Annotated in this window: 5 protein-coding genes; 1 reads left to right on the forward strand and 4 read right to left on the reverse strand. The window is 30.4% G+C overall.

The annotated features are described in order from the left end of the window. From BCI01S_RS24350 to BCI01S_RS26310, 4 genes are all read right to left on the reverse strand, one after another. Positions 1–356, reverse strand: a 356-nt coding sequence (locus BCI01S_RS24350) for a helix-turn-helix domain-containing protein (protein ID WP_156485503.1), incomplete at its 3' end; no start/stop codon positions are given. A gap of 397 nt (positions 357–753) precedes the next feature. Continuing rightward, positions 754–1,251 (reverse strand): hypothetical protein, encoded by a 498-nt coding sequence (locus BCI01S_RS24355; RefSeq protein WP_235844569.1) that lies wholly within the window; start codon positions 1,249–1,251, stop codon positions 754–756. A 435-nt stretch (positions 1,252–1,686) separates the two neighbouring features. Next, positions 1,687–2,175: a hypothetical protein gene (locus BCI01S_RS24360; protein WP_061801332.1), complete on the reverse strand. Its 489-nt coding sequence runs from the start codon at positions 2,173–2,175 to the stop codon at positions 1,687–1,689. Positions 2,176–2,392: 217 nt separating this feature from the next. Further along, positions 2,393–2,839, reverse strand: a complete 447-nt coding sequence (locus tag BCI01S_RS26310) for a CBO0543 family protein (RefSeq protein WP_061801333.1) — start codon at positions 2,837–2,839, stop codon at positions 2,393–2,395. Positions 2,840–3,233: 394 nt separating this feature from the next. Between BCI01S_RS26310 and BCI01S_RS24370 the strand changes: the two genes are divergently transcribed. Further along, positions 3,234–4,733, forward strand: coding sequence for a recombinase family protein (locus BCI01S_RS24370; RefSeq protein ID WP_061801334.1), 1,500 nt, complete (start codon positions 3,234–3,236; stop codon positions 4,731–4,733). Positions 4,734–4,763 lie beyond the last annotated feature (30 nt).

Here is a 4,763-nt window from a genome sequence, read left to right on the forward strand (position 1 = left end):
GAGCTCGTCCTTCCTTGTGACGTATCTTTTATTTCACTATGACTATTATACTTCTTAATCCACCTTCTAAGGACAGATGGATCTGATATTTCATACATTCTCGTAATTTCACGAATCGAGTAATTTCCAGAGGCATAATCTTGAATAGCGGATAACTTTAGTTCTTTAGAATACTTTTTCCAGGAAGAAGTCTCTTTTAGTCCTTCTAAACCGAATGTATCAAATTTATATTTCCATTCCAAAACGGTAGAAAAGTGCACCTTATAAATCGATGAAACTTGGAGTGACGAATTTACTTCCCCTAAAGCTTTCACTATTTGATATTTCTCTTCTACAGAATAAGATTTTCTAGGCATAAAAATACTCCCCTATAAGTAACCAGATTTTTATTTTTTAATCTGTCTACCTATAGGGGAGCATATCATATATAAAACTAATAGTTATTTTTTATTCTCAAATTCTTCTACAGTAATATACCATCAACTAGTACTTCTATAAATTTGCAAATTTCACTTGCTGTATCAATTTCTTGTTTGTTTTCTGAATTCTGACCACTTTTCATACTTAAGAATAAAGGGATTTATAGACCGGGATAATAAGGAGATTAATGTATTCTATATAGCTGCCTCCTTCATTACTAAACACTATAAGCTGCACGCATAAGAAAAGCCTACTCAATAGAGGGGGGCTTTTCTTTTAATTAACAAACGAACCCGTTTCGTTTAAGTGTAACACTTCACATTCCTTGAAGATTTAAAATGTAATATAACTCATTAAAATAATGAAGAAAAATAGTGTTTCAAGATTAATAATAAATGGATTCGCTTTTACCTTTGATAAAACCTTAACTCGTTTTAATAAACTTGTATCTAGCATTATAAATAAATAATAAAAAAGTAGTAAACTAAATAAAAACATAAGACTTGTCATTATCACTTGTTCATCTTTCCAGAAAGTGATGCATAGAAATACTGACCAAATACATTTAAAAATATTAGCTACTAGTTCAAATGGATTAGATAATGTTGCCATCATATAATTACCTTGACTTTCTGTAATAGATTTATCATCATTATGTTTTACCATATATGTAATGTGTCCTGTTTGAAGAGACATTGAAATAATTAGCATAAATAAATATGCTAATCCAAATATAGAGCCTACTTGTAGGGACTCCGAATTTAATAATTGATTTAATGCCAATGGTAAAGGTAACCACATTGCATACATTAAAGCCATCAATATGTGCATAAAAGCAAACTCGTTACTTTTAGCCTTCTTTTGAAATGTAAAAACAATAATTAAGAAAATTATAATTCCTATCCAGCCCATAATTATTGTAGAAATTAACATAAGTTCCCCCTAAACTCCCTTAATTGATTTATACTTTATTTACGTTAACCTGCCACTTTTCTACCATAAACGTTTCACTTATTACAGGAATGCTGCCCCGTTTGTTATATAAGACAAACTCAACACATTTTATAGAGAATTACATCAATTATTTAATAAGCAAAGTTATATATACGGGAGTACTAGATAGGTAAAGTAAGCAAAGCTTACGATGTAGTACATTCCTTAAATAGGAGTTTTTTTGGAATAATAAGAACTAAGCTATATTCACCGGACGCAAAAAATAATACTTGTTTGAATCAGAGGAATATTTTTAAGAATCTAAAGAATATATTATTTATTGCTCCTTTTGTTAATATTCAATGCTATCATTTCTAACTTACTAATCCATTTATAATAACCCAATATCATAAGTAGGAGAATAGGTACAATAATAAATTCGAACCACAATTTCCACCAGCCTAAATGAAAATAGCCCAAAGGTTCAGGGAGTAAAGTCAGTGCTTCATACATTGTAATCCCTGCTGTCCAGTAAGCAATATATAATACCTTTTTAATAATACTGTGGTTAAATGGAAAGTAGCTTATAAATAGTATATTGATTGGAGGAATTAAAATCGTGTGTGCAAAAACTCCAAACCAATCTACACCTTTATCAAAATACCAATACCCTCCGTACTTAAATTCAATAATCATATCAAAACTGATCTGAAAGGCAATAGTAAAAGTCCATAGACTTACTTTTCTGTTCATTGTAGGTATTTTATTTTTCTTATATGCAATGAAATTAAATAAGATTATTGAAATAGTAAGCAAGACCATAAATTGTTTTCTTCCTTTTTTATAGTAGATTTTCTGAATGAATCTAACAATACATAATTGTTTTAATTAAATAACTAATTAAACTAGAATTAAATAGCTCAATTTCCTAGGTTTCCTATTCAATAAAACTGCACCGGTATTACCAGAAGAACTCAAATAAATAGTTAAAGGAATACTGCCGTATAGTTTTAAAATAAGCATACGGTCTTTAAATTTTTTATTTTAAAACGTTCTTCCTTTTAAGAAAAACATAATATTTATATACGAGATAATAGGGAAACAGATAGGAAAAAAAGGTAAACATAAAATTCCAATCATTTCCGTAAATAATCTTTCCAGTTAAGACATATATCACTTCAAGTAAAGTTGTAAATAATGATATTAAAAAGATATAAAGAAAAGGACTCTTCCTTCTTTTAATAAAAAATATTAAGTAACTTGCTAATATTGGATAAATACCTAAATTAAATGGTAGAAAGGAAAATGTATTATTAGAGGAATTTACCTTCCAAAAGTTCAAATAAAAACCTAACTCATTTACAGTAAATGCTATTACTGAAAAAAATGGGCCAATGAGTGGGATTATCAATCTATCCTTTTTGTAAAGATGAAAGCACCCAACAATCCAAGGCAATATAAAGACCATCATGACATTAAAAATCATATTATTTTTCCTTTTTATTTTTATCTTTTCCTCAGAACTGAATTTTATTTATTTCAAGAGCATTATTACTGGTAAATATTTTCACTTAAGACATTTCCCTATCTTCCCCGGTTGTATAATAAAACAATCTCAACAGAATATACGGAAAAAGGCTCCAATAGTTATTTAAGTGTAGTTTAAATATAACTCGGAGTACTAGATATCAAAGTAAGCAAAGCTGAAGATTATTTATATGAATTTTTTTGGACTAATAAGTACGAGCCATCACTTCATATAGATTAATGAGGTGATGACAACATGAAGGTCAACATTATCAAGGGTCCTAATACTGACAAAGTTATACAAGATTGCTATCATTATATTGTAAAGAAATATAGAGAGGAGCAAAATAATCTTGATAGGGATTTACGCAAGGGTGTCGACAGAGGAACAATTAAAGGGATTCAGCATAAACGGCCAGATTGAAGAGTGTATTCAATTGGCTGGAAATGAAGAATACCTTAAATATGTTGATGAAGGAATAACTGGCGAAATAATGAATAGACCTGCTTTGACTAGATTACAAGACGATATTGAAAATGGACTTATTCATAAAGTGATATGTTATGATCCTGACAGATTATCTAGAAAGTTATTAGTACAGCTAATGATTACGGAGACACTGCAGAAGAATAACGTAGAGTTGCAGTTTGTCAGAAGCGATTACAAAAACGATGCTGAAGGACAATTGTATTTCCAAGTTAGGGGTGCCTTTTCTGAATTTGATAAAGCTAAGATTAAACATAATACTATGACAGGAAGATATCGAAAAGCCAAGTCTGGTAAGGTTGTTAAAAACAATCATTTATATGGATACCATTATAATAAAGAGAAAGAAACATACGAAATAAATGAAGAGGAAGCAAAGGTAGTCAGGATGATCTTTGACTATTACACCAATCCTAACAGTAAATTTCAGGGGATAAATGGTATTGCTCTACACCTAACAGATATAAGTATTCCAACAAAACGTGGTGCAAAGGTCTGGCATCGGCAAGTAGTCCGTCAAATATTGATGAATGATGCATACACAGGTAATTATTATCAAAACAAATATGATACGGTTGGTAATTATGTAAAAAAACAAGCAGGGGAAAAAGTGGAATATGGAAAAATCAGGCCGAAGGAAGAATGGTTAAAAACAGAGATACCTGCAATTATTTCACTAGAACAATTTGAATATGCCCAGTCCCTATTAGAGCAGGGGAGAAGACGCCAAACAAAAGTAAGCTTTCATCAGTATTTATTATCTGGTTTAGTAAGATGTGATCGTTGCGGAGGAACAATGACAGGCAAAAAAACGAAATCGCATGGTAAAGATTTTTTTATTTACACATGTCGCAAAAACTATGCTGGTTCAAAATCAAAGGGATGCGGTAAACAGATAAGCGAAAACAAATTAAATAAGTATGTGTGGGACACTATAGTGGATTTACTCAGCGATCCAAAGAAAATTGCTGAATTTAGAGAACAAGATGAAAAGACCTATTTAAAAGAAGAAATGGAATATGTCTTAGCAGAAATAGAAAAAGCTAAAAAGGGCCGCAAGCGTTTGTTTCAACTTGTCAGCCTAAGTGAAGATGATGATATGGATCTGGAAGAAATCAAAGAACAAATAAGAAATCTTCAACTAAAAGAAAAGAAGTTACAAGATAAGTATAACGAAATGTTAAATGAAAATGAAGTAGCTGCAGGTAAAGAACCAAGTGTGGTTGCCTTGGAATCTGCGATCAATATGTTTATGAAGAATAAGAAAAACGAATTTACTTTTGAGCATAAACAAGAAATATTGAGAAGGGTAATTAAAGAAGTAATTGTTGTAGACAGTGAGACTATAAATATACAAATTTTTTAATGTAGTACCCTATTGTAATCAAGAACGAAA

Source organism: Niallia circulans NBRC 13626, assembly GCF_001591585.1.
Taxonomy (GTDB): domain Bacteria; phylum Bacillota; class Bacilli; order Bacillales; family Cytobacillaceae; genus Niallia; species Niallia circulans.